The sequence below is a fragment of the Pseudomonas sp. MYb60 genome (genome assembly GCF_002979555.1).
GTDB lineage: Bacteria > Pseudomonadota > Gammaproteobacteria > Pseudomonadales > Pseudomonadaceae > Aquipseudomonas.
On the sequence record NZ_PCOZ01000003.1, the window covers coordinates 419,302 to 445,460 of the forward strand.

A 26,159-nucleotide genomic window follows, 5' to 3' on the forward strand; every position below is an offset into this window, starting at 1 on the left:
TTTGGCGTCTGCGGGCAGAAAGGATCAATAACGGCTCATTGCTGGATTTTGTGATCCAGCGCCGCGTAGAAGTTGGCGCTTTGTTGCAGGTACTTCTGGGTGTAGGCGCTGGTGCTGGATTTTTTGCCGGAGACGTCCACGCTGGCAGCGGCTGGCAGTGCCACGGTGGCGGAAACAGCGGAAGCGGCAATGATGGAGAAGAGATTCAGATTCATGTCGGTAACCCTTGTGTTCGTTTGGTTGGGTGGCCGGGGAAGGCCTTGGAACCAACTTACGCCCGAGGGTTGAACCTTAGAAATGCTTTGAAACACTAGCCGCTATCAATCAAATTAATAGAAAGGGTCAGGCCCCGCACGGCGGGGCCTGTGGCTTATTGACGCACCAGGAACTTGAGATCGCTGGGGGCATCGATTGCCAGTTTCTGCACGGTTTTGCCTAACAAGCCAGTCTTGGGGTCACGCTCGACCACCACGATTTCGTTGCTTTTCTGATTGGCGATCAGCAGGAACTTGCCACTGGGGTCCAGGCTGAACTCGCGCGGATGGTCGCCTTCCACGGAACGGCGCTGCAGCTCCTTGAGGTGCGCGGTGGCAGGGTCGATGCTGAACACCAGCAACTGGTTGGCGGTGCCACGGTTGCTGACGTACAGGAACTTGCCGTCTGCGGACACATGCAGTGCCGCGCCGGCCTTGTCGGACACCGGTTGGCCGGCGGCGAAGTCCACCAGTTGGGTCTGGCTCAGCTTGCCATCGTGGTAATCGAACACCGCCACCTGGGCGCTCATCTCAGTGGTCAGCCAGGCGTGCTTGCCATCGGCGCTGAACAGCAAGTGGCGCGGACCACTGCCCGGCGGCAGTTGCACAGCAGCAGGCTCGGCCGGGGTCAGCGGCAATTCGTGGTTGGCCTTGGGATCGTAGCGATAGGCAAACACCTTGTCCGCCCCCAGGTCCTGCACAAACACGTACTTGCCATCCGGCGACGACACCACCGAATGCACATGGTTGGAGGCTTGGCGCTCCGGGTTCACGCGACTGGCCGGGTGGCCGCTCAGTTGCACGGGCGCCGACAGTTTGCCGCTGGCGTCCACTGGCAACACCGCCAGGCTGCCGCCCGGATCTTCCAGCACCGAATAGTTGGCGACAAACAGGTAGCGCCCATCAGCGGCCAGGCTGGAATGGGTCGGCTCATTACCCAGGCTCTGCACCTGATTGATCAGGGTCAGTTGGTGGTCCTGGGGCGCGATGCTGTAGCTGCTGACGCGGCCGACCGGGTCTTGCTGGCCCGGGCCGTTTTCGTTGACCACATAGAGGTGCTTCTGGTCTTTGGAAATCGTCAGCCAGGACGGGTTCTGTGCCTTGGCGGCCAATACGGGCGCGCCCTGGAACTTACCGGTACGGCTGTCGAATTGCAGGCGGTAGATGCCTTCGCTGGTGCCGGCGGTGTAGCTGCCGACCAACAGTTCATGGGTTTGCGCCGGGGCGGCCTGTACCGACATGGCGCCGACACTGCCGGCCATCAGCAAGGGCCAGAATTTACGCATCATCATCAGTTTCGTCCTCGTCGTTGTTGTTGCCGGTAAACGCGCTCAGGCAGACCAGGCGGTGCTCGCCGTCTGCGTTGCTGAGCAACCAGCTTTGCAGGCTTTCATCGAAGGTGGCGGCACTCAGTTGTTCGGGGGTGAATGTCCAACGCTTGAGGTCCCGACCGTCCATGCTTTCGATGATCAACTGCGTATCGAAAGTGAACTCGAAGGCGTGCAGGCCGTTGATGATCAGCATGTCGCTGTCGTTGAGGGCGGTGCTCAGGTTGGGGGATGCATCGGTCATGATGTGAAGTCACTGCGGGGGAAAAGACACATGATAGGTCAATTCCCCCGCCGTGCCTTGCGGCGATGGTCTAATCGATCAATGGGCGAAGAGTGAGTTGCCCTTCTGCCCGGCCAGTTTCTCCGGCTTGATCAGGAACCGCGCCAGCGCCGGCAGCAGCCACAACGCGCCGAACATGTTCCAGAGCAGCATGAACGTCAGCATCAGGCCCATGTCAGCCTGGAACTTGATCGCCGAGAAGATCCAGGTGCACACGCCGATGGCCAGGCACAGGCCGGTGAACAGCACGGCTTTACCGGTGGACTTGAGCGTCTGGTAGTACGCCTCCTGCAACGGCAAACCGGCACGCAGGAAGCTTTCCAGGCGACTGTAGATGTAGATGCCGTAGTCCACGCCAATCCCCACGCCCAGCGCCACTACCGGCAACGTCGCGACCTTGACGCCGATGCCCATGAACGCCATCAGCGCATTGCCCAGTACCGAGGTCAGCACCAGCGGCAGCACGATGCACAGCGTCGCCGCCCAGGAACGGAAGGTGATCATGCACATGGTGGCCACGCACAGGTAGACCAGGATCAGGATGATCAACTCGGACTCTTTGATCACCTCATTGGTGGCGGCTTCAATCCCGGCGTTGCCGGCAGCCAGGATGAATTCCAGGCCGTCCTTGTTGTTTTCCTTGGCGAATTCCTGCACCGCATGCACGGCGCGGTCCAGGGTTTCGGCCTTGTGGTCGTTGAGGAACACCAGCACCGGCGCCAATGAGCAATTGTTGTTGTACAAGCCGTCGGCCCGGGCGATGGAGTTGTTCAGCACGTCCGGGTTACGCGACAGGGTCTCCCACTTCAGGTTGCCCTCGTTCATGCCCTTGATCATCTGCTTGGACACGGTCACCAGCGAGATCGCCGACTGCACGCCCTCGGTGTTCTGCATCTTCCACATCAACTGGTCGATGGGCGCCATGGCTTCATAGCGCGAGCAGCCTTCGGCGTTGGTCTTGACCATCACCACCAGCACGTCGGAGCTGGTGGAATAGTTGCTGATGATGAAGTTGTTGTCCTTGTTGTAGCGCGAGTCCGGGCGCAGTTCCGGCGCGCCCTGGTCGAGGTCGCCGATTTTGAGGTTCTGGCTGTACCAGAGGCCGCCACCAAAGGCGACCAGCGCCAGGAAGATCGACACCGGGGCGACTTTCGGGCTGGCGAATTTCGACAGCAGCCGCCAGAAAGGATGCTCGCGGTTCGCGTCCTTCTTGCTCTTTTCGATGGCGCGTTTGCTGATGCCGACGTAGGAAATTGCCACTGGCAGCAAGATCAGGTTGGTGAACACGATGACTGCCACGCCGATGGATGCGCCGATGGCCAGTTCGCGGATCACACCGATGTCGATGATCAGCAAGGTGATGAAGCCCACCGCATCGGCCAGAATTGCGATCATCCCCGGCAGGAACAGTTGCCGGAAGGTGCGGCGCGCAGCGGTCAACGCGTTGTCTGCTTCGCTCGATTGCAAGGCGATGCCGTTGATCTTCTGCACACCGTGGGAGATACCGATGGCGAAGATCAGGAACGGTACCAGCATCGAGTAAGGATCCAGCCCGAAACCGGCGGCATGCATCAAGCCGAGTTGCCAGACCACCGCCACCAGGGTGGTGCTCAATACCGCGATGGTGCTGCGCAGGCAGTGGGTGAACCACAGCAGCAGCACCAGGGTGATGCCAAAGGCCACGCCGAAGAACAGCACCACCATGATCAGGCCGTCGATCAGGTCGCCGACTTTCTTGGCGAAACCGACAATATGAATCTGGACGTTGGGGTTCTGTTCCTGGAACTTGGTGCGAATCTTGTCTTCAAGTTCGTGGGAAAACTTCTGGTAGTCCAGGGCGAGCAACGTGCCCTGGTCCTGCGGGTCTGGGTAGGACTCCAGCAGCGGGATGTCGACAATGCTTGACTTGAAATCGTTGGACACCAGGCGCCCGACCTGGCCGGACTTGAGCACGTTGTTGCGCAGTTGATCGAGGCTTTCCGGCGAACCGTTGTAGCTCTGGGGGATCACTTCGCCGCCGGCGAAACCCTCTTCGGTCACTTCGGTCCAGCGTACGCTGGGGCTCCACAGCGACTTGAGGCCGGAGCGGTCGACGCCGGAGATGTAGAACACCTCGTCGTTGATCTGACGCAGGGTCTCCATGTACTCCTTGGTAAAGATATCGCCGTCCTTGGCCTCTACCGAAATACGCACCGTGTTGCCCAGGTTCGCCAGGTCGTTGCGGTGCTCCATCATCTTCTCGATGAAGGGGTGCTTGAGGGGGATCATTTTTTCGAAACTGGTGGACGGGCGAATCAAGGTCGCCTGCCAGAACAGGAAAATGCTCACCAGCAGGCAGATCACAATGACTGCCGGGCGGTTGTTGAAGATCAGGCGCTCAAGAAAGGTCGCTTTATCGTTGTGATGACTGCTCATTCTTTCCCCGCCTTCTTATTGTTTTGTCGGTTCGGCGCCATCGGCTTTAGCGACGCGGACGCCACCCTGCCCGGCCAGAATCAAGTTGCCATTGCCTGCTGCCGTCACCGCCGAGAGCGAAATGCGGTCTGGACGATTGAACACGCTGAACGTTTGGCCATCGTCATGGCTGACCACCACGCTGCCGCCGTTGCCGACCACCACAATCGAGCCGTCGTCCAGCAAGGTCGCGCCGGACAAGCCGAACTCCAGTGCTCCCCGCGCGGCGTTCAACTCGACCTGCTCCCAGGTGCTGCCAAAATCCGTGGACCGGTACAGGTTGCCGCGCAAGCCATAGGCCAGCAGGGTTTGCGGCTGGGCCGTGCTGATGACGCCAAAGAGCGACCCTTCGTAAGGCCCTTCGAGTTTCTCCCAGGTCTGGCCGTCGTCGCTGGAGCGGAACATGCTGCCCTGCTCGCCCACGATGAACAGGCCGGCATCCTTGATAGGGGCGATGGCGTTGAGGTGGTACTGGTCTTCATTTTCGAGGCGGTCGCTGACGTCGTTCCAGCTCTTGCCGCCGTTGGTGGTTTCGATCAACGCACCGTAGGCCCCCACGGCAAGGCCGTGATTGGCATTGTTGAGCCAGATGTCGAGCAAGGGGGATTCACGCTTGAGGTCCTGGAACTGTTGGCTCCAGGTGGCGCCGCCGTCTGTGCTGGCGAGGATCTGCGCATCGTGGCCGACTGCCCAGCCTTGTTTGTCATCGACGAAAAACACGGCGGTGAGCAATTGCCGGGTAGGCACTTTGGCCTGGGTCCAGGTACTGCCCTGGTCATCGGAATAGAGGATGTGCCCGCGATCACCGACGGCCACCAGGCGTTTGCCGGCGTGCACCACATCGATCATCAGGCCCTTGGCGGCCTTGGGGGATTCAATCGCAAACGCCGTTGGGGCGGGGGTATCGCTGGCGGCCTGGACGAGGTTCGGCAACGCGACCGCTCCAAGCAGCGAGAGCGCTGTGGCCAGCAACGCGACCCTGCGCGCGGCACGTGGGCGGCAGACAACCCAACCCATGACAGGCTCACTCATAGACCTTTCTCCCATTTATTATTGTTATCGCCTGCCTTCCGGGGCCGTGAAACCTGCAATCTAGAGCGCCCGAAGCAAGCAGGGGCCATCCTATCGGGCTTTGGAATCGTCTGACAATCGGCGCTACGTTATCTTTTGTTAACTGAAGCCCTTTCGGACGAGCATGAATATAGCTGCATCAGCGTGGCTGATCGTCGGCACCTCAATGAATTTTTATTCCACCTATTGAAATAAGGGAATTTTTATTCCATTAATAGCACCTCTCAACAACAATAATTCAAAGGACCACGGCTATGCGTGAACTCGGAATCGGCTTGATCGGCACAGGCTTTATGGGCCGCGCCCATGCCTTGGCGTTCAACAACGCCCGGGCGGTTTTCGAACTGCCAGTACACCTCAAGCTGGCCGCCCTGGCCGACGCCGATACCGAACGCGCCCAGCGCTGCGCCAGGGACTGGGGGTTTGCCCAGGCCCATGGCGACTGGCAAGCGCTGATCAATGACCCCAGCGTCGATGTGGTCGCCATCACCACCCCCAACCATTTGCACTACCCCATGGCCATGGCTGCGATCGCGGCGGGCAAGGCGGTGTATTGCGAAAAGCCCCTGGCCGTGAGCCTGGAACAAGCGCAGGCAATGCGCCGTGCCGCCAGCACCGCCGGTGTGGTCACACGGGTCGGCTACAACTATCAACATAACCCGATGATCGTGCTGGCCAGGCAGATGATTGCCAACGGCGAACTGGGCGAGATCATCAGCTTCCAGGGCGAGTTCAGCGAAGACTTCATGGCCGATCCGGCGTCGCCGTGGTCATGGCGCTGTGAAGTGGAGCATGCCGGCGGTGCGCTGGCGGACCTGGGCAGCCACTTGTTGTCGATGGCCCGCTACCTGGTCGGGCCAGTGGTCAGCGTGTGCGCCGACACCCAAACGGTTCACGCCCAACGCCCGGCAGTCAAAGGCAGCACCGAACACAAGGCCATCGCCGTGGACGACCAGGTCCACGCCCTGTTGCGCTTCGCCAACGGCGCGCGCGGCACGGTGAGCAGCAGCTGGCTCAAGCATGGCTACAAGAACCACTTGAGTTTCGAAATCAGCGGCACTCTAGGCACCCTGGCCTTCGATCAGGAGCGCTTGAATGAACTGCACCTGTGCCGAGTAGGCCAGCAAGGGTTCCAGCGCCTGCTGGCCGGCCCTGCCCTGCCTGGGTATGCGGCATTCAGCCCAGCGGCAGGGCATCAGCTGGGGTACAACGAGTTGAAGACGCTGGAAGTGCAGGAGTTGATCCTGGCAGTGGCTGGCCAGGGAGCGGATGGCACTGACTTCGAAGGGGCTTGGGCAGTGGAGCAATTGGCGACCGCGATTCGTGTGGCGGCCAAGGAAGCGCGCTGGGTCAACGTTGAAGAGGTCTGAAGCCCAACTGAACCCCTTGTGGGAGCGGGCTTGCCTGTGAAGGCGGCGTATCAGTCAACGGATTTTCCAACTGATACACCGCGTTCACAGACCAGCCCGCTCCCCTATTTCGATCAGCTGCAGCGTTGGATCAACGCAACACCCGGCGCAATACTTTGCCTACGGTAGTCTTGGGCAGTTCAGTGCTGCGGAACTCCACGTACCTGGGCACCTTGTAGCCCGTCAGGTACTCCCGGCAATGCGCCAGAATCTGCTCCTGCGTCAGGCTCGGGTCCTTGCGCACCACGATGATCTTGACCTTCTCCCCGCTCACCCCGTCTTCCACCCCAATCGCTGCCACTTCGGCCACGCCAGGGTGCAGCGCTACCACGTCCTCGATTTCATTGGGGTACACATTGAAGCCCGAGACCAGGATCATGTCCTTCTTGCGGTCCACCAGGCGGATGTAGCCGCGCGCGTCCATCACCCCGATGTCGCCGGTCGACAACCAGCCTTCGGCATCCAGCACCTCGGCGGTCGCCTCGGGGCGCTGCCAGTAGCCCTGCATCACCTGGGGCCCGCGTACTTGCAATTCGCCCTGCTCGCCGATCTCGGCCAGTTCTCCGTCCTCGCGCATGAACCGCACCCACGTCGACGGCAATGGCACGCCGATGCTGCCGGTGAAGTCCATCTCGCGCATGCGGGCAATGTCGATGGGGCTGATGCTCACCACTGGCGAACACTCAGTCAGGCCGTAGCCTTCGATGATCGGCAGCCCGGTGACTTCCTTCCAACGCTTGGCCACCGCCGTGTGGGTGGCCATGCCGCCGGCGATCACCAGGCGCAGCTGGGAGAAGTCCCGCGCGCAAAATTCCTGGTTCTCCAGCAGGCCATTGAACAGGGTATTGACCCCGGCGATGCCGTTGAAGCGCTCCTTGCGCAGGATCATCTGCACCCGCTTCACGTCACGGGGGTTGGCGATCAGGATGTTGCGCCCGCCCAGGCACATAAACATCAGGCAGTTCACCGTCAGCGAAAAGATGTGATACAGCGGCAGCAAGGTCACGTTGGTTTCCTGCTGATTCTGGTCCAATTGGTCGCCGACCCACGCCTTGGCTTGCAGCAGATTGGCGATGATATTGCGGTGGCTGAGCATCACGCCCTTGGCGTCGCCCGTGGTGCCGCCGGTGTATTGCAAAAACGCCAGGTCATCGAGGCGCAGGTCCACCGGTACGTGGTTGAGGCCCCGGCCCTGTTTCAAGGTTTGATTGAACCGCACGGCGCCTGGCAGATTGAACGCCGGCACCTGCTTTTGAACCCGGCGCAGGATGAAGTTCATTGCCGCCCCCTTGAAGGTGCCCAGCAAGTCGCCAATGGCCGCCACCACCACGCGCTTGACACTGCTGCCGGCCACCACCTTTTCCAGGGTATGGGCGAAGTTTTCGAAGATCACCACGGTTTGCGCGCCGCTGTCCTTGAGCAGGTGCTTGAGTTCGTGGGCGGTGTACAGCGGGTTGACGTTGACCACCACCGCGCCGGCCAGAATCGTGCCCAGCAGGCAGATCGGGTACTGCAAGCAATTGGGCATCATCAACGCCACGCGGTCGCCCTTCTGCACACCCTGTGCCTGCAACCAGGCGGCAAAGGCGACACCCTGGAGGTGCCAGTCGGCGTAGGTCATTTCCGTGCCGATGCTGACGTAGGCCACCCGCTCCTGGAACCTGTCCAGGTGCTCCAGAAACACTTCGCGCAGCGACGGGTAGGCGTCGATGTCGGCATCGATGTCCGCAGGGACACCGGGCAGGTAGGCGTCCAACCAGATCCGTTCGGTTTGTTCCAGGCTTACAGCGTTCATGGCAGTCTCCTTGTTGTTGTTTTTATTAACGCTATTTTTCGACGATGGCAGTAATACCCAGCCCGCCTGCCGCACAGATGGAGATCAGGCCGCGCCCGCCGCCGTTCGCGTGGATGATCTTGGCCAACGTCGCCAATTGGCGCCCACCCGTTGCGGCAAAGGGGTGGCCGCAGCCCAGCGAACCGCCGTTGACGTTCATCCTGGCACGGTCGATGGGCCCCAGCGGCGCGTCCAGGCCCAGGCGATCGCGACAGTAATCTGCGTCTTCCCAGGCCTTGAGCGTGCACAGCACCTGGGCGGCGAAGGCTTCGTGAATTTCAAAGAAATCGAAGTCATTGAAGCTCAGGCCTTCACGCTTGAGCATGCGCGGCACGGCATAAACCGGCGCCATCAACAGACCCTCGGTACCGTCGACAAAATTCACCGCGGCCGTCTCGCCGGTGCGCAGATAAGCCAGCACCGTCCAGCCGTGCTCGGCGGCCCATTCCTCACTGGCCAGCAACACCACCGAGGCGCCATCGGTCAGCGGCGTGGAGTTGCCGGCCGTGAGGGTGCCGTTCTGGCGATCGTAGGCCGGGGACAGCCCGGCGAGTTTTTCCAGGCTGGCGTCGGCCCGCAGGTTGTTGTCCCGAGCGAGGCCGCGGTGGGGGCTGATCAGGTCGTCGAAGAAACCGCGCCGGTAGGCCGCGTCGAGGCGCTGATGGCTGGTGAGGGTCAGTTCATCCTGGGCCAGCCGCTTGATCTGCCAACGCTTGGCCATTTCTTCGCAATGCTCGCCCATGGACAGGCCCGTGCGCGGCTCGCCATTGCGCGGCAACAACGGTTTGAACACCATTGACGGACGAACCTTCAGCAGCGCCTTCAACGTGTCACCCATGCCCTTGGCGCGGTTGGCCGCGAGCAAGGTGTGACGCAAGGACTCATTGATACCGATGGGCGCGTCGGAGGTGGTGTCAGCACCACCGGCAATGCCCACGTCGATTTGGCCAAGGGCGATCTTGTTCGCCACCAGCAATGCAGCTTCCAGGCCGGTGCCACAGGCTTGCTGCACATCGTAGGCTGGCGTGTCCGGGGACAAGGTGGTGGACAGCAGCGCCTCACGCGCCAGGTTGAAATCCCGCGAATGCTTGATGACTGCACCGGCGGCAAACTCGCCAAGGCGCTGGCCATGCAAGTTGTAGCGGTCCACCAGGCCTTGCAGCGCGGCCACCAGCAGATCCTGGTTGCTGTCGTGGGCGTACACGGTGTTGGAGCGGGCAAACGGGATGCGGTTGCCGCCGATGATCGCCACGCGGCGAACCGGGGTTGGGTTGAAGCTGTAGTCAGTCATTTAAAGCTCTCTTTCCAGACGAACAGTCCGCGCATGTGGGGCTTGTCACCCGCGACATTGCGGACGTCGAATTCACGGCGCGGACCCGCTACCGGATGGCTCCACAGCGCGACCTGGCCGGGCAGGAAAATCGGCAGTTTGAAGACGCAATGGGCCTCCGCCTGGTCCAATCCTCCGGGCGGTTGCTGGGCGGCGAGCGCACGGCCAAAGGTCCACATGCCGTGGGCGATGGCGCGGCGAAAGCCGAAAATTTTTGCGCCGATCAGCGAGGTGTGGATCGGGTTGAAATCGCCCGAGACCTTGGCAAAGCGCCGGCCCAGGTCGGCGGGCAGGACCCAGCGTTGAGTGCGCAGCAAGCCCTCCTCTTCCAAGGGCAGCACGTCGTCCCAGGGCTCGCCGACCGGGTCTTTGACGTCCCGACGCAAGTAGAGGCTGTCGCTCTCCCATACCAGCGTGCCGGCACTGTAGGCTCGCGTGGCGATGCTCAGCGCCTGGCCCTTCGGATGGGCGACCCAACGCTCGCAGTACACCTCCAGGCGCAACGCCTGGCCTTCGTGCAGGCGCTGGTGCTGACGAATACGATTGGCCAGGTGCACCATCCCGCTGGCCGGGTAAGGAAAACTCGGGCGAGTCAACAGCATCAGGTGCAACGGGAACGCCAGCACGTGCGGGTAGGACAACGGCACACCCTGCTCGCGGCGAAAGCCACAGGCACGGCCATAAGCGGTGATGCCCGCGGCGGACAACGCCACCGCCGAGCGCACCAGGCGCTCCTTGGGCAATGCAGGCGCACCGTCGAGCGTGGGTTTGCGCAGGGCACGCACGCCATCCAACAGCAGGCGGGTGCGCGATGGCGGTGGGTCGATAATCTGCGTCACGTAGTCCATGAACTCAGGCTCCCAGCAGACTTTGGCCGCACACGCGCACGACTTGACCGTTGACCCCGCCGGATGCAGGGTGCGCCAGCCAAACGATGGTCTCGGCCACATCAATGGGCAGTCCACCTTGGGACAGTGAATTCAGGCGTCGCCCCGCTTGACGGATCATCAGCGGGATCTTCGCGGTCATTTGGGTTTCGATGAACCCGGGCGCCACCGCATTCACAGTGACATGTTGCGCCGCTGCACGCGGTGCCAGGCCTTGCACCAGGCCAATCACCCCGGCCTTGGAGGTGGCGTAGTTGCTTTGCCCGAGGTTGCCGGCGATGCCGGAAATCGACGACACGCATACGATGCGTCCACCGGGGTTCAATCCCTGGTTTGCCAGCAACGCATCACTCAGTTGCCACGGTGCCTCGAGGTTGACCGCCAGCACGCTACGCCACGCGGCCTCGGTCATTTTGACGATAGTCTTGTCACGGGTGATGCCCGCGTTGTGCACCACCACGTCAAAGGCGCCGTACTGGCCGACATGCGCTTGCAGCAGTGCGACGGCGTCCGCTGCGGTGATATCCAGGGGCAGCGCCGAACCACCGACACTCTCCGCCGCCTGGTGCAGCGCTCCCTGCGCCTGGGGCACATCCACGCACACCACATGGGCGCCGTCCCGCGCCAACACCTGGGCAATCGCCAAGCCGATGCCACGGGAAGCACCGGTGACCAGCGCGCGGCGGCCAGCGAAGGGTTTGTCCCAGTTGACCGCAACCTGGCCGTCCACCGATGTGTCCAAACGCACCACTTGCCCTGAAACATACGCTGAACGGCGCGACAGAAAGAAGCGCAGGCTGCTGTCCAGTGCGTCTTCGGCGCCCGGTGCCACGTAGATCAATTGCACGGTGATCGCCCGGCGCAGTTCCTTGGCCAGCGAGCGCACCAACCCTTCAAGGGCGCGTTGTGCGATGGCGTGGGGCACGTCCCGGCAATGTTCCGGCGCGGTACCGAGCACCACCACACGGCCATGCTGAACAAGGCGCTTGGCATTGGCATGGAAGAATACATACAGCTCGTCCAATTGCTGTAGATCGGCCACGGCACTGGCATCAAACACCGCGCCCTGCACGCTCACCGTGGATGGCGCCTTGAGCGTGGCCGGGGTGGCGATGACCGTGTCGGTGGCCGCGAAAACCCGTTGCACCTCGGCGGCCAGGCGCCCTGCCCCGGCGATGATCACCGGGTTGGCCAAACCCTGTTGGCCGCTGCGATGGCGTTGCAGCGGCAAAGGTTGCGGTAAACCGACGGCCTGGGCCAGACGACGGCCCCAAGGGGAATTGACGAAGGAAAGGTAGCTGTCGCTCATAGGTAGACCCACTGTCTTGGCGTGTGAACCCGTTCAAGGTGGGAGTTGGCTTACCTGCGATGGCGTCACCTCGGTGTCTGTGACGGACCGAACGTCTGCATCGCAGCAAGCCAGCTCTCACACTGACCGCGTACATTCAGTGCCACTCAATTAACCGAGGCGTTTTCGCCTTGGGCGTTACGACGCTTGGTCGCGGGCTCCAACGCTTGCTTACGCTGCTGCAACGCCTCCAGCAATCCGAAGTCCTGCGGGAAGTCGTCGACCTGGATGGCGTGGTCGGCGTACTCCACGTAGCGCCCCAGCAGTGCGTCTTCGTCGTCGCTGATCAGGTCCAGCGCCCGCGCCTTCACGCGCCAGGCAGTGAACGCTGTGGCAGAAATCGGCATCGGCTCGATCAGGCCTTGCTTGACCGCAGACTTGAGGCGCGTCTCGACCAACGCCACTTGCGGCAACAGCCGGAAACCCAGTTCGCCGTAAGCCAGCTTGTCGATTTCCGCCCTCGGTATATAGGAGTTCGCCAGTAAACGGTCGCGGGTTTCCCCCGGGGTCTGCACCACGTCCGCGACCTGGGCCAGTAAGCGGTCCGAGGGTTTACGCAGTGGAATGCCGAACGGGAAACTCAAGCCGCGTACCACGGCAGCAGCAGGTTTGGAGGGATAGTTGTCGAGCACTTCGGCCAGGGCTTCATGGGCACGCAGCAATGCATCCTGGGCTGACCAGTGCACCAGCGGCAGGTCGGCCTGGGGCCGGCCGTCATCCTCGAAGCGCTTGAGCACGCAGGACAAAATGTACAGCTGCGACAGAATATCCCCCAGGCGCCCGGTGATACTTTCCTTGCGCTTGAGGGCGCCGCCCAGCACGCCCATGGAAACGTCCGAGATCAACGCGAGCACCACCGACAGACGATTGGCCTGGCGATAGTAGGACGCCAGCGCTGGGTCGGTCTTGGCCGGGGCGGAAATGAGCCGGCCGGCCGTAAGGGAATGCACCGCTGCACGCACGGTATTGGCAAGCACAAAACTCACATGACCGAACATTGCGCTGTCGAAGTCTGCCAGCGCCTGACGCCGATCCGGGTTGCGCGCGGCCTCCATCTCGCGGAACACATACGGATGGCAACGGATCAGCCCCTGGCCATAGATGATCAGGCAGCGGGTCATGATGTTCGCGCCTTCCACAGTAATGGCGATGGGGCTTTGCTGGTAAGCGCGGGCCAGGAAATTGTTCGGGCCCATGCAGATGCCCTTGCCTGCAACGATGTCCATGCCGTCATTGACGATGATCCGCGCACGCTCGGTGACGTGGTACTTGGCGATGGCCGAGATCACCGAAGGTTTTTCACCTGCATCCAGCGACGCCACCGACACCTTGCGCACCGCATCGCAGGCATACAGGTGCCCGGCCATGCGCGCGAGTGGCGCCTGCACGCCTTCAAATTTTCCGATAGGCAAGCCAAACTGTTTACGCATGGCAGCGTAGGCCGTGGTACCACGCACCGCGACCTTGCCCAGGCCGACGTTGGCCGACGGCAAGGAAATCGCCCGCCCCGCCGCCAGGCATTCCATCAACATGCGCCAGCCGTTGCCAACCTGTTCGCGGCCACCGATCACCCATTCCAGCGGAATGAAAACATCCTTGCCGGTAGTAGGACCGTTCTGGAACACGGCATTGAGTGGCCAATGGCGACGGCCACTGTTCACCCCCGGATGGGACGTTGGAATCAGGGCACAGGTGATGCCCAGCGAACCGGGAGCGCCAAGCAAGCCGTCCGGGTCTTCCGCGCGAAAGGCCAGGCCCAGCACCGTGGCAATCGGCCCCAGGGTGATGTAGCGCTTGTCCCAGGTCACACGAAAACCCAGTACTTCCTCACCTTCGTGGGTGCCTTTGCAGACGATGCCCAAGTCGGGAATCGCTCCCGCGTCGGAGCCTGCATAGGGGCTGGTCAACGCAAAGCACGGGATGTCTTCACCGCGCGCCAGGCGTGGCAGGTAGTAATTGCGCTGGGCGTCGGTGCCGTAATGCAAGAGCAATTCGGCTGGCCCCAGGGAGTTGGGCACCATCACCGAAATCGCCGCCGCCGAGCAGCGCGTCGACAGTTTCATCACCACCTGGGAATGCGCGTAGTGGGAGAAACCCTTGCCGCCGTATTGCTTGGGAATGATCATGCCGAGGAACCCGGCGTCCTTGGTGTACTGCCAGCCTTGGGGCGACATGTCCTGCCAGATCTGGGTGGTTTCCCAGTCGTTGGCGATGTCGCACAGGGTTTCCACTTCGTTGTCGAGGAAGGCTTGCTCCTCGGCACTGAGGCTCGCCGGCGCGGCCTGCAGCAGGCGCTCCCAGTTTGGCTTGCCGCTGAACAGCTCGGCGTCCCACCACACGGTGCCAGACTCGATAGCGGCGCGCTCGGTGTCGGACATCGCCGGCATGATGCTGCGAAACAGGCCCAGGGCCTTGCCGGTCAGCGCGCGACGCCGCAAGGGTTTGACCGCCAGCAACAATGCGGGCGCGATCACCACCACCGCAGCGACGGTGGCGCCGGAAGCGCCGACCCCGTTGAACAGATAACCCGCCGCCAACCAGATGAGGCCTGCGCCCAACCAGAGGATGGCGGCAGCTTGTCGATACGCCAGGGCAATCGCTGCTGCGACACCCGCCAATAACCAGATAACCATGGGATACCTCGACTCGTTTAGACCACACTGCAAATCCGCAACGCCAGATTCAAATTATGTTTTGAAATTTTTATTTAATCGCTAGGCAAAAAAAACGCGGCTGAACCTGTCAGCCTTCCCGTTCCGATACAACACCGTGCACGTGAGGATGAACCACTGGACGAAGGCAACACGATGCGCTTGGCACCCTCCTCCCTCATCCTCGACGAGCCGTCAAAACGCGTAGGTTGCCGACAGGCTGAACACGTCACCCGAAGACTCGGCCTTGCCATCAAGCCTCGCAGCCCCGAGACGGTCGACGTTCTGTGTCTTGAGCTTGACCTCCTGAACGAACTGGTGCGAATACGCCGCGTCAATCGTCAGGCCCTTGACCGCCTTGACGTCGTACCCGGCGCCCAGGGACAGGAATGTGCGATCGCCATCCGGGATCCGTGGGTCACGGGTCGAATTGCGGGTCGGCGTCTGGTCCAGCGCGACACCGGCGCGCAAGGTCAGCTCATCGGTGACGCGGTAGTCACCGCCGAGGGAGTACATCCAGGTGTTCTTGTAGTTATAGGGAATGGACACGATGGTCATGTCGCCGGACTTGAGCGTCAGGTCTTTGAACGACGACCACTCGGTCCACACCACGCTCGCGCCGAGGGTGAAACGGTCGCTGAACACGTGTACCCAGTCGAGGCCCGCCGTTGCCGGGATATCCAGCTGGGTGCTGGCGTGGGCGCCATCAGGGTACAGCGCGAGGCCCGGGTAAGCCTGGCTGACCAACGTGCCGCTGCCGAACGGGCTGGGTTCAGTCATGAGGGCCCGGTTGTACGCATCCGCGCGAATGTTGTACTTGCCCGTCATCTTGTTTTTGATCTTGGCGTGGTAGTTCAAACCCAGCGTGTCACGGTCAGTGGGTTTCCAGGTAACCCCGGTAAACCAGCCTGCCGAGATATTGTCGACCTTGACCCGAATCAGTGCCCCGCCCACACCCGAAGGCAGGTCGATTGTGCCCAGGATGGGGTCCTGGGAGCTGGAAGCTGCGGAGAACAAATCGATATTCTGGCTCACGAAACCTTTGCTGTGCTGCACGATGACCCCGGCACCGAGGGAGAACTGGTCATTGACCTTGAACGCCAGCGATCCGGTCAGGCCCACGGTTTCGATCTTGGTATCCACGGCAAAGTCGCGCACCTTGGAGTCCTCGTTCCAGGTGGAGCGCATGCCCTGTGGCACCACCTGACTCAAGCCGAAGGCAAACCGGTCGCCCAGCGGCATCACCATGAAGCCGGTGGGCAACCAGGCCGTAAAGCCGCCCTCGCCACCGTTGTTGTTGTTCACCGTGGTGGCGGCCGTATCAGGGAATCCGTTGTCCCCAATCGGCGTATTCGAGGTAGGGTTGCCGAGATAGTCGTAGGCATCGCCCTTGTACTTGATCTTGATGCGCGCGTAGTCGACGGTGAATTGAGCCACGTTGTGCTCGACGAACGCCATGGCGGCGGGGTTGTTGTAGGCCGAACTCGGGTCGTTCTTGAACAGCGAGCCACCGGCAAATGCACGGCCCCAGCCGGGCGCGCCGTAGGTGGGCGTCGAGAATCCGCCGGCGTGTGCAGTGCCCACCGCGACCAGGCTACCCAACAGTGCCAATCCAACGGCAGCCCGCATCTGTTGTTTCTTATTATTCATGCTCCAATCCTTCTCATTAGCCACGAACCACGAAATACCCTGTCGTCATCACCCGGTAGGTGCCTCGTGTGAGGCACCTACTGACAGCGGGTGATCACGCCTTCTGCAACGCTGCTATCAAGGGATGATCGTGATGCCCGGCACCGTTACCGTCAGGCTTTGAATGGTGCAGTTCTGGTTTCCGGTGCCCGTGGTGTGGCCGGTCAGCGGCTGGTTGGTAATGGTGAGCACGTTGGTGCTGTTGTTGAAGCTGCCGGTGAGGGTGTTGGCCCCACAATCGGTGGCCGGGAACAACAGGCTGCGGGCAATGGTGTAGCCCACGTTGGTGACCGTGCCGGTGCTCAAGCTGGTGGCACTCAGTACCCAGCCTGGGCTAGGGATATTTTTCAGCGTCGGCAACGCGCACAGCCCGCCGCCGGTGAGGGATGCACTGGTGATGGTGGCGACACCGCCAGCAACATTGCCGGAGAAGGTGATACCGCAGGTGACCGCGGCGCCGAAAGAGGAAGGCGATTGCACGGTGAGGCTACCGGCGGAGGTGGTGAACGGACCATTCGGGCTGATGCTGAACGCATTTGCCATTGAAGCTGCACCCATGCAGACAGCCAAAGCAGACAACGAAACGAGGGCTTTCAACGTTTTCATTATTGTTCCTCACATGTTGTGGCGAGTCATTTCGCCGGGGGTAATGGCCATGAACGAGAAGTCACGGTGAAACACAGCAGAACGTCCCTTTCCAGCCAAATCTCAATTCAATTACCGCACTGACAGCCGCGGGTATTTACTCGACAACTTTGAAGGTGGGCGGCATCTTGATCGACACGGCCTTGATCGTGCAGTCGTCGCCAATCGGAACATTGCTCGCTTCCAACTTGCCGGTGGCGTTGTCCCAGGTGCCCTCCGCCGTTGACGGGCCGCACTTGCCACCCAGGCCAAAGGCGTGGACATCCACGGCGATCTTCGACATCGACCCGCTCTTGGCGTCCTTGGCCACCAGCACCCACGGCAAGTTGATGGCTTCGACGCGACTGCACTTGAGGCCGCCGTCGAATTCGACCTTGTCGACATTCACCGAAGAACCATCGGCCGCCACCTTGCCGGCGACCTTGATGGTGCAGTCGGCGCTGATCAGCGCGCCTTTGGAGAAGCTGATGGGGCCCTGGGCCGTTAATGCGCTGCCCGCCGGCTCGATGCGGGCGGCCTGGGCCTGGTGATAGGCGATCAGCCCCAACGCAGCCAGGAGGATGTGGGTGGTGAACGTGGCAGGTGTTTGCATGGTGTACGCCCTTCCCTTGAAATTATTGTTGTTCGGGTCAAACCACTTGCTTGAAACAGGATCGGTAAACGTGGGGCGATGAAATCCTGCGCGATACACAGATCCCGAGTTGAACGCTGGACGCGTTAGTTCAAATCAAAACGGCTTGGCACTGCCGCTGTACTTCTCCAGATACTTCAAGCGCTGTGACGGTTGAAGATTGGTCAGGTGGATATCACCGGCATAGTGATTCAACACACGATGGTCCATGCGCCGTCGCCACAAGTACGGCACATAGGCCCACACGATCATGCTTGCGTAACCGTAGGGAAGTTGCGGCGACTCGTCGAAGTGGCGCAGTGACTGATAACTGCGCGTGGGGTTGGCATGGTGATCGGAATGCCGTTGCAACTGGAACAGGAAGATATTGGTGACGATGCGATTGCTGTTCCAGGAATGGCGCGGCGAACAACGTTCATAACGACCGTTGGGCAACTTCTGGCGTTTGAGCCCGTAGTGCTCGACGTAGTTGACCACTTCCAACAGCGAAAACCCGTAGATGCCCTGGATGATCAGGAACGGAATCACCGCAGCCCCCAGCCAGGCAATCATCGCGCCCCACAGCACCACGCTGTACATCCACGCGCTGAGCACGCCGTTTTTCCAGTGCCAGGCCGGCAGGCCGAGCTTGCGCAGCCGTTCGCGCTCCAGGTTCCACGCCGAGTGGGCGCTGAACCACACCGAGCGCGGCAGGAACGCCCAGAAGCTCTCCCCCAGCCGCGAGCTGGCCGGGTCTTCCGGCGTGGCGACGCGCACATGGTGGCCACGGTTATGTTCGGTGTAGAAGTGCCCGTAGAACGTCGGCGCCAGGGTGACCTTGGCCAGGAACACTTCCAGCGCGTTGGGCTTGTGTCCCAATTCATGGGCGGTGTTGATCGCGATGCCAGTGGCCGCACCCGTCGACATGGCCATGCCCAGGTATGTGAACCAGCTGGGCTCGCCATGCAGTTGGGCGCGGGCAGTCACGAAACTCGCGGCCTGGCACAGCCAGCTCGAAGGGTCCAGGTGGGCGGCGGCTTGCAACAAGCCACCGCCGATGATCCAACCGATACCTCCGGCCGCCAGCCAGCCGGTGACCACAACCGAAGCAATGACGAACACCACCCCGGTGTAGACGATCCAGCGATAGTAGCGTTGGGATTCCAAGTGGCTGACAGCGGACTCGGGCGGGTTGCTCACGTCTTCGCCAAGAAGGCCATCGATCAGCGGGATCAGGCCGAAGATCACCAGCACGCCGACCCACCACAAGGATTGGATACCGGTGCCGATGGCCAACGCGCCGGACAGCAATGGCGTGGCCAAAGGCATGATGCCCAGCCACCACAGGTGGCGCTTGCCATCGGCCCATACGCTCGGTGCAGCCAACGTCGGGTTCATGACAGCCTCCGGCGCTGGGAAGCTGAAAACAGGTTCACGGAGCACGGGAAGCCCCAGGAATACAACCATGCGATAAAAGGCGTTTTTTTCATTTTTATTCGCTCTTAGGCATTTCAAAAATCATTTCAAAATAAATATTGAAATATTTTTTTAAATAAATAGCGCGGAATCGTTAGGTCGTCAACCATTTTTCCGACCCTTTCGGGCGTGACCGCGCAGTCTTTTTTTCAACCGATTGGCCAAGTCTCTAGACCAGGCTTTTCAGGGCTACGCGTGCGCTTGGCGACGTGCAGCACGAGGGTCGTCACCCGCGCCGTGGCGGTGATCGGCAGCATATGACCGCGCCCTTCCACCAGCTGCAGCTTCAGTCCAGGCACCTTGTCGGCCAGTGCCTGGCCATGGCGCCGGAAGTCGAGCACCTTGTCGCGCGCGCCGAAGATCAAGCCAATGGGCAGACTCAGTTGGGCGTAGCGCTTGACCATGTCGGGCAGATGATCGTTGACCAGGGCGATCTCGCTGGAGGCGGCGTAGAAGTTGTCCGGACGCATGCCCAACAGCCCGCCGCCACGGGTGGCGAAATCTTCGGGGGCACGGTCCGGGGCAAATACGGCCTTGACCACCGAGCGCCGGGTCAATAGCCCCATGGGCACGGTCAGGGTGCGGGACACCCAGCGCCGCAACCACGCCGGTCGCACCGCCAGCGACCAGAACACCAGTGGCAACCTGGGTTGGGGATGGGTCAGTGGGGCCACCAGCACCAGGCCCGACACCGCGTGGGGGTGATCCAGCGCCAGCGCCAGGGAAATCGCCCCGCCCAGGGAGTGCCCCAGTACCAGCGGCTTCTCCAGGCCCAACGTGGCGATAAAACTGGCGATCTGCCGCGCCTGCGCCGGCAGGTCTGCAGCGGTGCCGGTGTGGCGGCTGGAATAACCCGAGCCCGGCCGATCGAGGCTGATCACGCGAAAGTGCTCGCGCAATTGGCCGGACAACGCATAGGTCAGGTTGCGACTGCTGCCCATCAACCCGTGGATCATCACCAGCGGCGGACCTTTGCCCTCTTCGACGTAGTGAACGCGTTCGCCATTGACCTCCACCACGCGCCCGTTGATCGGAACGTTGGCTTCAATACGCCGCGTCATCCAGGCGCTGAAACCCCATGACACCGCGCTCAAACCCACGAACACGCTTGCAGCGACAACCCATCCAACCGCCATAGCCCGGCCCTCTGCGTCCCTGCGGCTGGCGACCCGACCGGTATTGATCAAGGCCTCAACCGTCTGGTTCGAACAAACCATTCAAAATCTTTTTTAAAATAAGTAATTCAATTTTTCTTTGCAATGGTGTTCTATCTAAAAGACCGAACTCAAACAGGAGCGCCCCGATGCTTAGGAGTACCGCCCCATGAATGCCTCGCGTGACGTCATCGACATTGCCATCATCGGCTCGGGTTTTGCCGGCCTGTGCATGGGTATCCAGCTCAAGGAAGCCGGGTTCACCGACTTCTTTATCGCCGAACAGGCCGACACCCTGGGTGGCACGTGGCGCGACAACCACTACCCCGGTTGCGCCTGCGATGTGCAGTCCCATGTGTATTCGTTTTCCTTTGCGCCCAATCCGGACTGGTCGCGGCAGTTCGCGCAGCAGGCGGAAATCCGCGCCTACCTTGAGCGCTGTGCAGAGCGCTTCGCGCTGGCGCCGTACCTGCATTTCGGCATGGGGCTGGTGCGCGCGGTGTTCGATGAGCCGCAACAACGCTGGCAGTTGAGCTTTCGCAACGGTCGCCAGGTCAGCGCGCGGGTGTTGGTGTCGGGCATGGGCGGCTTGTCGCGCCCGGCGCTGCCGGATATTCCGGGGCTGGACAGCTTCAAAGGCGCGCGCTTCCACTCCCAGCAGTGGGACCACGACTACTCACTCAAGGGCAAGCGCGTGGCGGTGATCGGCACCGGCGCCAGTGCCATTCAATTCGTCCCGCAGATTGCCCCGCAGGTGGCCCACCTGGACTTGTTCCAGCGCACACCGCCGTGGATCATGCCCAAGCCCGACCGCGCCATATCGCCTTTCGAGCGTTGGCTGTTCCGGCATGTGCCGGTCACGCAACGGGTGGTACGCAGCGCGTTCTACTGGGCATTGGAAGGCCGCGTGGTGGGGTTTGCGCAGCATCCGCGGTTGATGAAACTGGTGCAGAAGATTGCCCTGCGCCACCTGTACAAACACGTGGCCCGCCCTTCCCTGCGCCAGACCCTGACGCCGGACTACACCATCGGCTGCAAGCGCGTGCTGATCTCCAATGACTACTACCCGGCGTTGTCTCGCAGCAACGTCGCCGTGGTCACGGAGGGCGTGCAGCGTATCGAAGCGGATGGCGTGATCACTGACGACGGTATCAAGCACCCCGTGGACTGCCTGATCTTCGGCACCGGTTTCCAGGCCACCGACCCATTGCCCCGGGACTGCATCATCGGGCGTGGCGGTGTGGACCTGATGGACACCTGGCGCGATGGCGCACATGCCTTCAAGGGCACCACGGTGCCCGGCTATCCCAACCTGTTCCTGATTGTCGGGCCGAACACGGGCCTGGGGCATAACTCGATGATCCTGATGATCGAGGCACAAGTGACCTACATCCTCGACGCCCTCAAGCAGATGCAGCAACAGCGAATCGCCAGCGTGGACGTCAAGCCCACCGTGGAAAGTGCCTACAACCAGCGCCTGCAAGACCGGCTCACACGCACAATCTGGAACACCGGCGGCTGCCAGAGCTGGTACCTCGACCCACGCACCGGCAAAAACACCACCCTGTGGCCGGGCTCGACCTGGCGCTTCAGGCAGGTCACGCGGCAGTTTTCGCTCAAGGATTACGTCGCCACCCTTCAGCCAGCCCCGGTGCTCTTGAGCCCTGCAACGCCCCAAACCACCCCAGAAGGCAGCCTCTCATGAAGTCATTCAACGGCCGCGTAGCGGCGATTACGGGCGCGGCATCCGGCATGGGCCGAGCCTTGGCCCTGGCCTTGGCGCGTGAGGGTTGTCACTTGGCACTGGCCGATAAAAACAGCCAGGGACTGCAGCAGACCCTGGCGCTTATCGAGGCCTCTACGCGGTCACCGGTACGGGTCACCACCCAGGTGCTGGACGTGTCCGACCGCCCGGCCATGGAGGATTGGGCCGCGCGCTGCGCCGCCGAGCACGGCCAGGTCAACCTGGTGTTCAACAATGCCGGGGTTGCCCTGTCCAGCACCGTGGAAGGCGTGGATTACAGCGACCTGGAATGGATTGTCGGCATCAATTTCTGGGGCGTGGTGCATGGCACCAAGGCGTTCCTGCCGTATTTGAAAGCCGCGGGCGAGGGTCATGTGATCAATACGTCCAGCGTGTTCGGGTTGTTCGCCCAGCCGGGCATGAGCGGCTATAACGCCACCAAGTTCGCCGTGCGCGGGTTCACGGAGGCGTTGCGCCAGGAACTCGACCTGCAACGCTGTGGCGTGTCGGCCACCTGCGTGCACCCCGGCGGCATCCGCACGGATATCTGCCGCGCTAGCCGCATCGACGCGAACATGACCGGCTTCCTGATCCACAGCGAACAACAAGCCCGCGCCGACGTCGAAAAGCTGTTCATCACCGACGCCGACCACGCCGCCAACGTGATCCTGCACGGCGTGCGTCGAAACAAACGCCGCGTGCTGATTGGCCGCGACGCGTATGTTCTCGACCTGCTCGCCCGTTGCCTGCCGGCCGCCTACCAGGCGCTGGTGGTGTTCGCCAGCAAGCGCATGGCGCCCAAACCGCGCACCGCGGTGCTGGAAACCCACGACGAGCCCCGCCTCTGAACAGGAGCACACACCATGCTGCCGATCCGCCGCGATCTGCGTTTTTCCCTGCCTGCCGAGCGCATCAAGGACTGGCATGAACAGGGTCCGTTCATCACGCATTTTTTCAATGCGCTGTCGCTGCTGTTTCCCCAGGGCGAACTGTTTTTCATGGACAGCGTGCGCCACTATCGCGCACGCATTGACGACCCGCAGTTGAAGAAGGAAGTCCAGGGTTTCATCGGCCAGGAAGCCATGCACAGCCGGGAACACGTGGCCTACAACGACCTGCTGCAGAGCGCGGGCCTGCCGGCACACCTCTTGGATCGCAGACTGAAGTTCATTCTCGACTGGCAAAAAAAACATTGCCCCGCGTCCTTCAACCTGGCCATCACCATCGCTCTCGAGCACTACACGGCAATGCTCGCCGAGATACTGCTCAGCGACCCGTCACGCTTCGGCGACTCCCTCAAGGGTTATCAGCAAATGTGGTATTGGCACGCCCTGGAAGAAACCGAACACAAGGCGGTGGCATTCGATGTCTGGAACACCGTGATCAAGCCCGGCCCAAAACGCTACCTGTTGCGCACCGGGACCATGCTTACCACCACCGTGTTCTTCTGGCTGGTGGTGCTGGACTTCCACGTGCGCCTGCTGGTGGCTGATCGCAAGGCCGGTGGGCACCTGAAAGGGTTCTGGCGCATGCTCAAATTCCTGTACGGGCGCAAAGGGGTTTTCCCACGGATGCTGGTCCCGTGGCTGCAGTATTTCAAACCCGGCTTTCACCCCTGGGACCACGACAACCGTGCGCGCCTCGAAAGGATCGACACACTGGTCGAAGAGATCGAGCACACCCAACGCGGCTATTAAGTGTGCGCCAGGGCGGCGCGTTCCCGCACAAAGTCTTCCAGCAGATCACCGGGCAACGCCTTGCTGAAATACCAACCCTGGATGAACAGCTCGGCACCGGTGTTCAGGAAGGCCAACTGCTCGGCGGTCTCCACGCCTTCCACCACCACACCAAGGTTGAGCGCCTCGCAGAAGCGCAGCATGCCCGTCATCACCTGAGCCCCCTTGGGGTCGTGCTGGGCCAGCACGAAACTGCGGTCGATCTTGATGAAGTCCACCGGGAACTGGTGCAAGTAGCTCAAGGCCGAATACCCGGTGCCAAAGTCATCGATATAGACCTTGGCACCGATGGCCTGCAGCTTCTGGATGGTCTGGCGCGTGGCCTGGATATCCCCCACCAGTGCATCCTCGGTAATTTCCACCGACACCTGCCCATGGGCCTCGGCCAGGATCTCCACCAGGCGTTCGCCGTAGGCGGCGTCGGTCAGGGTGGCGCTGGAAATATTGATGGTCATCGGCAAGGCAAAACCCAGTTTTTGCCATTGCTGATACTGCCGAACCGCCTGGGACGCCACCCAGACATCCACGTCCGGCATGAGTCCCGCCTGGGCCAGCCATTGCAGGAACTCCCACGGTGAATGCACCGTGCCCTTGTCGTCACGGGCCCGCATCAGCGCCTCGCAACCGGTGCACAACCCCGTACGGGTGGAGACTTGCGGCTGGAATTCGAGGTAGAACTCGTAGTCGCAAATCTGCTGGATGCGGTTGAGTTGGGTGGTTTGCCGTGCCAGGGCCTTGTGGGACGCGAGCACCGAGTCCATCTCCAGCAGCCGGCCTTTTTCTTCCAGGCCACGGAACGTCATGTCGAGGGATTTGAGGTACACCGTGCCGCCTTCGCTGCGCTGGCGGTGCATCGCCTTGACGTAGGGTGCGTAGATCAACGTGCCCAGGCACAACAGCGCTAATTGCAACACCACCGCCGCCAGGTCCCCGTGGGTGCTCAGGTACGCATTGAGCATCACCGGCGAGGTGAACGGTACGCTGGCCACCGCGGGGGAAACCCAGCCCCACTGCACCACCGTGAGGGCCACCATTGCATTGATGGCGGGCACCAACAGGAACGGGATGAACAGGCGCGGATTGAGGATGATCGGCAGGCCAAACAGCAACACTTCGCTGACGTTGAACAGCGAGAGCGGCAGACTGGCGATCGCCAGCAGGCGCATGGACTGACTCTTGGAAAACATCAGGATCGCCACCAACAGGCACAACGCGCCACCGGAGCCGCCGATAAACGCAAAATTGCCCAGCAGGCCGCTGTTCAGCACGTATTTGATCGGTTCACCGGCCGCCAGCGCAGCCGCGTTGAGCGTCACGGCATGGTCCAGGACGTCGAACAGCGGCTGCATGGCGTACACACCGTGGATCCCGAAAAACCACAGCAGCGAGTTCATCATGGTCACAAACAGGCCGCTGCCGTAGGGCGTTTCCAGCGCGCCCAGGACCTGCGGTCCCTGGATCTGCGCCACATAGGGCACCTGCAACAGCAACGACAGCACCGCAACCAGCACCAGCGCCGTGATGGCGCCCGGCACGACCATGTTGATAGTGCCCTTGAGGTTGTGGCCAACGAGGTTTTCATTGACCAGGCGCGTCCATCGAAAGCGGTGCAGCCAGGCCATGGCCGGCACATTCAGCAACGGCGAAGCGATGGCGATGAACAACACGAACGTGGCGGATGCACGCGGGTACTCGCGCAAAATGAAGGTGGCCACCACCACATGGGCCAGGCACAGGAACGCCACTGGCAGTTGTGGCAGGCGATGCTGGATAGCCAACATGTAGCCAATGGACGCGGCCACCAGCAGCGGGATCACCGAACTGATCTGGTTGTGCAGCCCGGCGAGGAAACTCACCAGGTGCGGATCCGCACCCAGTACCCGGGCGCATTCGGACAGGATCAGGAAACCGGCCGACACCAGCAGGCACGGCAGGATCCACAGCAACCCTTCTCGGATGGCACGCAACGAGTCCGCACTGGCCATCGCGGCCAGACGCTGGGTAAAGAAAAGTTTGAACAGCGTTTGCGCCATGACACGTCCCTCTGCCCATCGCACTCAGCCCTGCCAAACCAGGGCTGCAAATACCGGGCCTAACGCTACACGGCCAAGTGCCATGAGCGAAAGCCTTTTGCTATCTATTTAACCGGCAGATGCCGCGGCGCCCCCCTGAATAGTTCGACCGGCGCCACCCCAGGGGTCCGGGCGATGCAACCGCGTAGCTATCTGTTATTGTTTTTACGCGCACCGATAACCG

The 26,159-nt window shown here is 61.6% G+C and carries 20 protein-coding genes; 4 read left to right on the top strand and 16 right to left on the bottom strand.

What is annotated here, in order from left to right:
* Positions 1-35 precede the first annotated feature (35 nt).
* The 5 genes from CQ041_RS07425 to CQ041_RS07445 form a co-directional block, all read right to left on the bottom strand.
* A complete protein-coding gene (locus CQ041_RS07425; RefSeq protein WP_105521808.1) occupies positions 36-215 on the bottom strand; it encodes a hypothetical protein in 180 nt (59 codons plus the stop codon).
* Positions 216-370: 155 nt separating this feature from the next.
* Positions 371-1,546 (bottom strand): lactonase family protein, encoded by a 1,176-nt coding sequence (locus CQ041_RS07430; protein WP_105521809.1) that lies wholly within the window; start codon positions 1,544-1,546, stop codon positions 371-373.
* Positions 1,533-1,826 carry a DUF5629 family protein gene (locus CQ041_RS07435; RefSeq protein WP_105521810.1) on the bottom strand — a complete coding sequence of 98 codons (294 nt, stop codon included), beginning with the start codon at positions 1,824-1,826 and terminating at the stop codon, positions 1,533-1,535. Before CQ041_RS07435 ends, CQ041_RS07430 begins: the two co-directional genes overlap by 14 nt.
* Positions 1,827-1,904: 78 nt before the next feature.
* Positions 1,905-4,280: an RND family transporter gene (locus CQ041_RS07440; protein WP_105521811.1), complete on the bottom strand. Its 2,376-nt coding sequence runs from the start codon at positions 4,278-4,280 to the stop codon at positions 1,905-1,907.
* A 15-nt stretch (positions 4,281-4,295) separates the two neighbouring features.
* Positions 4,296-5,336: a YCF48-related protein gene (locus CQ041_RS07445; RefSeq protein WP_177429370.1), complete on the bottom strand. Its 1,041-nt coding sequence runs from the start codon at positions 5,334-5,336 to the stop codon at positions 4,296-4,298.
* Positions 5,337-5,644: 308 nt separating this feature from the next.
* Between CQ041_RS07445 and CQ041_RS07450 the strand changes: the two genes are divergently transcribed.
* Complete coding sequence (locus CQ041_RS07450; RefSeq protein WP_105521813.1) at positions 5,645-6,760, top strand: Gfo/Idh/MocA family protein; 1,116 nt, start codon at positions 5,645-5,647, stop codon at positions 6,758-6,760.
* 130 nt (positions 6,761-6,890) lie between these two features.
* Here the strand turns inward: CQ041_RS07450 and CQ041_RS07455 are convergent, their stop codons facing one another.
* The 10 genes from CQ041_RS07455 to CQ041_RS07500 all read right to left on the bottom strand — a co-directional run bounded on the left by CQ041_RS07455 (position 6,891) and on the right by CQ041_RS07500 (position 20,405).
* On the bottom strand, positions 6,891-8,594 hold the full coding sequence (locus tag CQ041_RS07455) for an AMP-binding protein (protein ID WP_105521814.1): 1,704 nt from the start codon (positions 8,592-8,594) through the stop codon (positions 6,891-6,893).
* Between the two features lie 31 nt (positions 8,595-8,625).
* Positions 8,626-9,924: an acetyl-CoA C-acetyltransferase gene (locus tag CQ041_RS07460; protein WP_105521815.1), complete on the bottom strand. Its 1,299-nt coding sequence runs from the start codon at positions 9,922-9,924 to the stop codon at positions 8,626-8,628.
* On the bottom strand, positions 9,921-10,811 hold the full coding sequence (locus tag CQ041_RS07465; protein ID WP_105521816.1) for a MaoC/PaaZ C-terminal domain-containing protein: 891 nt from the start codon (positions 10,809-10,811) through the stop codon (positions 9,921-9,923). Before CQ041_RS07465 ends, CQ041_RS07460 begins: the two co-directional genes overlap by 4 nt.
* Positions 10,812-10,815: 4 nt before the next feature.
* Positions 10,816-12,159, bottom strand: a complete 1,344-nt coding sequence (locus tag CQ041_RS07470) for a 3-oxoacyl-ACP reductase (protein WP_105521817.1) — start codon at positions 12,157-12,159, stop codon at positions 10,816-10,818.
* A gap of 146 nt (positions 12,160-12,305) precedes the next feature.
* Entirely contained in the window at positions 12,306-14,831 is a 2,526-nt protein-coding gene (locus CQ041_RS07475) for an acyl-CoA dehydrogenase (protein WP_105521818.1), read from the bottom strand.
* Between the two features lie 213 nt (positions 14,832-15,044).
* Entirely contained in the window at positions 15,045-16,499 is a 1,455-nt protein-coding gene (locus CQ041_RS07480; protein ID WP_105521819.1) for an outer membrane protein transport protein, read from the bottom strand.
* Positions 16,500-16,616: 117 nt separating this feature from the next.
* On the bottom strand, positions 16,617-17,144 hold the full coding sequence (gene praB / locus CQ041_RS07485; protein WP_105521820.1) for an alkane oxidation protein activator PraB: 528 nt from the start codon (positions 17,142-17,144) through the stop codon (positions 16,617-16,619).
* Positions 17,145-17,280: 136 nt separating this feature from the next.
* Positions 17,281-17,775, bottom strand: a complete 495-nt coding sequence (praA, locus tag CQ041_RS07490) for an alkane oxidation protein activator PraA (protein WP_105521821.1) — start codon at positions 17,773-17,775, stop codon at positions 17,281-17,283.
* A 135-nt stretch (positions 17,776-17,910) separates the two neighbouring features.
* Positions 17,911-19,191 (bottom strand): alkane 1-monooxygenase, encoded by a 1,281-nt coding sequence (locus tag CQ041_RS07495; protein WP_105521822.1) that lies wholly within the window; start codon positions 19,189-19,191, stop codon positions 17,911-17,913.
* 227 nt (positions 19,192-19,418) lie between these two features.
* A complete protein-coding gene (locus CQ041_RS07500; RefSeq protein ID WP_105521823.1) occupies positions 19,419-20,405 on the bottom strand; it encodes an alpha/beta fold hydrolase in 987 nt (328 codons plus the stop codon).
* Positions 20,406-20,592: 187 nt separating this feature from the next.
* Here CQ041_RS07500 and CQ041_RS07505 point away from each other — a divergent pair, with 187 nt between their 5' ends.
* The 3 genes from CQ041_RS07505 to CQ041_RS07515 are packed head-to-tail and all read left to right on the top strand — an operon-like array spanning position 20,593 to position 23,864.
* Positions 20,593-22,128, top strand: coding sequence for an NAD(P)/FAD-dependent oxidoreductase (locus tag CQ041_RS07505; protein WP_105521824.1), 1,536 nt, complete (start codon positions 20,593-20,595; stop codon positions 22,126-22,128).
* On the top strand, positions 22,125-23,015 hold the full coding sequence (locus CQ041_RS07510; RefSeq protein WP_105521825.1) for an SDR family oxidoreductase: 891 nt from the start codon (positions 22,125-22,127) through the stop codon (positions 23,013-23,015). Before CQ041_RS07505 ends, CQ041_RS07510 begins: the two co-directional genes overlap by 4 nt.
* Positions 23,016-23,030: 15 nt before the next feature.
* Complete coding sequence (locus tag CQ041_RS07515) at positions 23,031-23,864, top strand: metal-dependent hydrolase (protein WP_105521826.1); 834 nt, start codon at positions 23,031-23,033, stop codon at positions 23,862-23,864.
* Here CQ041_RS07515 and CQ041_RS07520 read toward each other — a convergent pair.
* The gene (locus CQ041_RS07520) at positions 23,861-25,936 is read right to left on the bottom strand and encodes a PTS sugar transporter subunit IIC/EAL domain-containing protein (RefSeq protein ID WP_105521827.1); all 2,076 of its coding nucleotides are present in this window, start codon (positions 25,934-25,936) and stop codon (positions 23,861-23,863) included. The two genes, CQ041_RS07515 and CQ041_RS07520, sit on opposite strands and share 4 nt — an antisense overlap.
* Between the last annotated feature and the right edge of the window lie 223 nt (positions 25,937-26,159).